This window comes from Methylobacterium sp. E-066, assembly GCF_022829635.1.
Classification (GTDB): Bacteria; Pseudomonadota; Alphaproteobacteria; order Rhizobiales; family Beijerinckiaceae; genus Methylobacterium.
In genome coordinates this window covers 1-4026 of the sequence record NZ_JAKSYO010000035.1, presented here as the reverse complement: position 1 = coordinate 4026, position 4026 = coordinate 1, and the positions used below count along the sequence as shown (strand labels likewise).

The 4026-nt window shown below is 63.7% G+C and carries 3 protein-coding genes; 2 read left to right on the top strand and 1 reads right to left on the bottom strand.

Annotated features, from left to right (window positions below):
- Positions 1-160: 160 nt before the first annotated feature.
- The gene (locus tag MKL20_RS02815) at positions 161-700 is read left to right on the top strand and encodes a hypothetical protein (RefSeq protein WP_243966052.1); all 540 of its coding nucleotides are present in this window, start codon (positions 161-163) and stop codon (positions 698-700) included.
- Positions 701-995: 295 nt separating this feature from the next.
- On the opposite strand, the gene MKL20_RS02810 is transcribed toward MKL20_RS02815, so the two are convergent.
- Positions 996-2690, bottom strand: coding sequence for a methyl-accepting chemotaxis protein (locus MKL20_RS02810; protein ID WP_243966053.1), 1695 nt, complete (start codon positions 2688-2690; stop codon positions 996-998).
- A gap of 564 nt (positions 2691-3254) precedes the next feature.
- On the opposite strand from MKL20_RS02810, the gene MKL20_RS02805 reads away from it, so the two are divergent.
- Positions 3255-4026, top strand: a 772-nt coding sequence (locus MKL20_RS02805; protein ID WP_244035396.1) for an EAL domain-containing protein, incomplete at its 3' end; no start/stop codon positions are given.

Genomic DNA, 4026 nt, shown 5'->3' with positions numbered 1-4026 from the left:
CGCGCACGCCTCCCTGCACCGAGCACGACCTGAGCGCTCGGCCGTCCCATCACCCGCTCCTGCGCCGTCCGCACCCTGGACGCTGCCATCAGCCCTTGCGCCGACGGATTAGTGCGATGCCGCGGCCCCTCGTTCACCCCTCCGAAGAAGGAAAGCCGTGATGTTCGTTCGTTCGATCTGCTGCGCCACCCTCATCTCTGTCCTGGCCGCCCCAGCGTTGGCGCAGGATGCGCCCGCTGCGCCGGACACCTCAGCGGCCACGTGGCAGATGCCGTGGCAGATCGCACCGATCGGACCGGCGTCGGCTGCGGCCGGTGAGCAGACGATCCTGTCGATGGTGCCTGGCACCGGCCTGGTGAAGGGTACATCCGTCGCCCTGCAGAGGATCGGACAGCCTTTGCCGGAAGTGCCGGGCCGCAACCGCACGGTCGACACCTGCCGTGCGGTCGTCATGAGCGAGGCCGGCAAAGCTGGGATGAAGCAGGTTGAGGCGGTCTCGGCGGGTGCGGACAGGACGGATAAGAAGGGCGACTACTTCGCGCCAGTGCTGTTCCGCATCACCTACGACCGGCCGATGATGTACGAGGTGCGCGAGGCAGCGATGATCTGCGTCGTGAGCCGCAAGGGCGCTATCGTCGATGCCTACATGCCGGCTGACGAGTCGGTCGTCACGGAGTGGACGGCGCTCGGCCGCCGGTGAGCTGATGGGACTGCACCTCTCGCACCTGCTACAGCTGCGCCTCTTCCCGTCAGCGCGCCCGAGGCGTTCGCGACACCGCAAAGCGTGCGGCGGGCAAGCATGCGACGACAGGCGCGCTCCGGGCCAGCTCTCCCTAGGCCGCCCGTGAAGCCTCGGCCGGGCTGTCACGTGAGGGTCGGCGCGGCGGGGGAACTGGTCTACGCCTTCAGCGAGGGCGCCGGCCAGGGCCGCCGTGTGACCTTGAACCTCGTCGAATAGAACGATGTCCCAGGGATCTACGGTATCCATCGTCGCCTTACGCCGCGCGAACGGTCGCCAGGAAGCGTCCCACCTCGGCGGCGAGGTGCTCGGACTGGCGCGACAGCTCCGAGGCCGCCCCAAGCACCTGGCTCGCCGCGGCGCCGGTCTCCTCGGCCGCACCGGCAACGCCCGAGATATGGCTGGTCACCTCGCCTGTGCCCATCGCGGCTTGGCTGACGTTGCGCACGATCTCCTGGGTGGCAGCGCCCTGCTGCTCGACGGCGGCGGCGATCGACGTAGCCACGCCGCTGATCTCGCGGATCCGCCCGGTGATCCCGTCGATCGATGTGACCGCCTGACCGGTGGAGGCCTGGATCCGGGCGATTTGGCCCGAGATCTCACTGGTAGCCTTTGCGGTCTGCTCTGCGAGCGCCTTTACCTCAGAGGCTACGACAGCGAAGCCCTTACCCGCCGCACCCGCTCGCGCCGCTTCGATCGTCGCGTTCAGCGCGAGCAGGTTGGTCTGGCCTGCGATGGTCGAAATCAAACCAGCCACATCGCCGATCCGCGAGACTGCGGCACTCAGTTCCTGCACCAAGGCGCCGGTTTGGTCGGCCTCGTGTACCGCACGCTGTGCCAACTCAGCCGAGCTGGCGACCTGCCGGCTAATTTCTTGGACCGACGATCCCAACTCTTCGGCGGCAGCCGCAACGGTGTTGACGTTGGAGGCCGCCTCCTCGGCGGCGGCTGCCACCGTGGTCGACTGGCTAGCCGTCTCAGTCGCAGTAGCCGTCATCGTCTGCGCGGTGGCCTGCAGCTCGGTGGCGGAGGACGACACCATCCCAATGATACTGCCGACCGCTTGTTCAAAGCCGTTGGCCATCTGACGCATTCCCACCTTGCGCTGCTCCTCGGCAGCCAGACGCGCCTGGGCGGTCTCCGCCTCAAGCTGACGGGTGTGGATCAGGTTGTCCTTGAACACCTGTACGGCAGCAGCCATTGCACCGATCTCGTCGCGGCGTGTCGTGCCCGACACTTCAACCGCCACATTGCCTGAGGCGAGATGGCGCATGACGCCTTCGAGGCGCTTCAGCGGCTTGAGGCTCCGGCGCACGAGGAACCAGAACCCAGCACTACAGCCCGCAGCCAGCAACACGCCAATCAGGGCAGCCTCTGTCCGCATCCGACTGATGACGGTGAGGTAGTCCGCTTGCTTCACCCCGGTGTAGAGGACGCCGATCGTGCTTCCGTCGGCAGCCGATATTGGATCGTAGGCGGTGAAGTACGGAACCCCAAGGACCTCGGCCTTACCCCTGAAAGAACGGCCCTGCTTGAGCACAGCATCGTAGACGGGCCCGGCAGCCAAGCGGGTTCCGATCGCGCGTGTCCCGTCCGGCTTGGTGACGTTGGTGGCGATGCGTGTGTCGCCAAGGAAGATTGTTGCGGTTCCGCCTATGATGGCCTGGACGCGATCGACGGCTGGATCGTTCTGATTGATACGATGGGATCCAACCTGCAGCTGCCCGTCTACGAGGCTGAAGCGCTCGGAGCCGCCCTCGTCAACCAGGCTCTGGCGTAGCAGGCGCATGTTGCTTTCCAACACGGCGGATGCGTGCTGGGTCATGTCCGTCTCGACGTCGCGCAGGATGAGGCCAACTGTACAGATGGAGGCGAAGCTGAGCAGAGCGGTTCCGACGAGACTGAGACGGACCGGCAGCGAGAAGCTGGGCCAAGCAGCACGGTAACGCATCCAATGGCTCTCATGGCGTGAGGCCGACCTCATCGTGACAGACCAGAGCGCCATCCCCGTTCGATGAACGAGGACATTCCGGCTGTAACAAAGGATCGTGGGACAAATTGAAACGGGTGCTGGAAGCCGGACTTGCCCCAGACAATCTAGGACCCAATTATCTGTTGTCAGGTTAAATACCTATTAAACCGCAGCTGAGCACGAGTTAAATCGTTCAAAGCATCTGATTTCGGTTGTATGCCAACCTGAAATTGCATAACTTATGTGAGGATGAGCCGGGGGGCGACTTCCTCGGCTCCGAACGCCTCAACGACGGCGATCACGTTCTCCAACTCGGCAAATTGGCGCAGCGCGCTCCCGACCGGCAACCAAAGGTGTGGCTTCGGTTCAGTGTTGGCCCGGCCGCGGCATCGTGCGGGAAAAACACATATGTTTGATAAATTTGACGGCAAAGCTGGATATGACCCGAAATAATAAGCGTTTTTACTCGGATTTTAGCGGGGTATTAATACGATAGTCGCTCAATCGAAATCTATCGAGAAAGGTACACGGTAGGGCGGCCCTATGAAGCGCGGATGCCAAGGTTGCCAAGACGCCGAACCCCTGCCGTTCACCTTCACGATGGCGTTCCATCCCATCGTAGATATCAGTCGGGGTACGGTTTGGGGCTACGAGGCCCTGGTCAGAGGCACTGAGGGGCAGGGTGCCGGCCAGATCCTCGGGATGGTCGACGAGAGCAATCGCTACAAGTTCGATCAAGCTTGCCGCGTCAAAGCGATTGAGCTCGCCGGCACCTTGTTCCCAGACAAGGAAACTCGGCTTTCGATCAACTTCATGCCCAACGCCGTCTACGAACCTGCCGCCTGCATCCGAGCGACGCTCGACGCTGCCCGCCGCGTTGGCTTCGCGCATCGTCAGATCATGTTCGAGTTCACTGAGAACGAGCGCATGACGGACGTAGCCCACGTTCAACGGATCATTGCCGAGTACCGCAAGCAGGGCTTCGTGACCGCCCTCGATGACTTCGGTGCGGGCTATGCCGGTCTGAACCTCTTGGCGAGCTTCCAGCCCGATTTCATCAAGCTCGACATGGAGCTGATCCGGGGGATCGCGACCTCGCCGGCACGGCAGACCATCGTCGCCGGCGTGATCATGATGGCACGCCAGCTGGGCGTGGCGGTGATTGCCGAGGGTGTCGAGACGGAAGCGGAGCTGACCGCCCTGCGTGCAGCCGGGATCCAGCTGTTCCAGGGCTACCTCTTCGCCAAGCCCGCGGTGGCCAGCCTGCCCGCGGTCCGTTTCCCCGCCTCCTCCGCCTTGTCGACAGAAGCTCTCG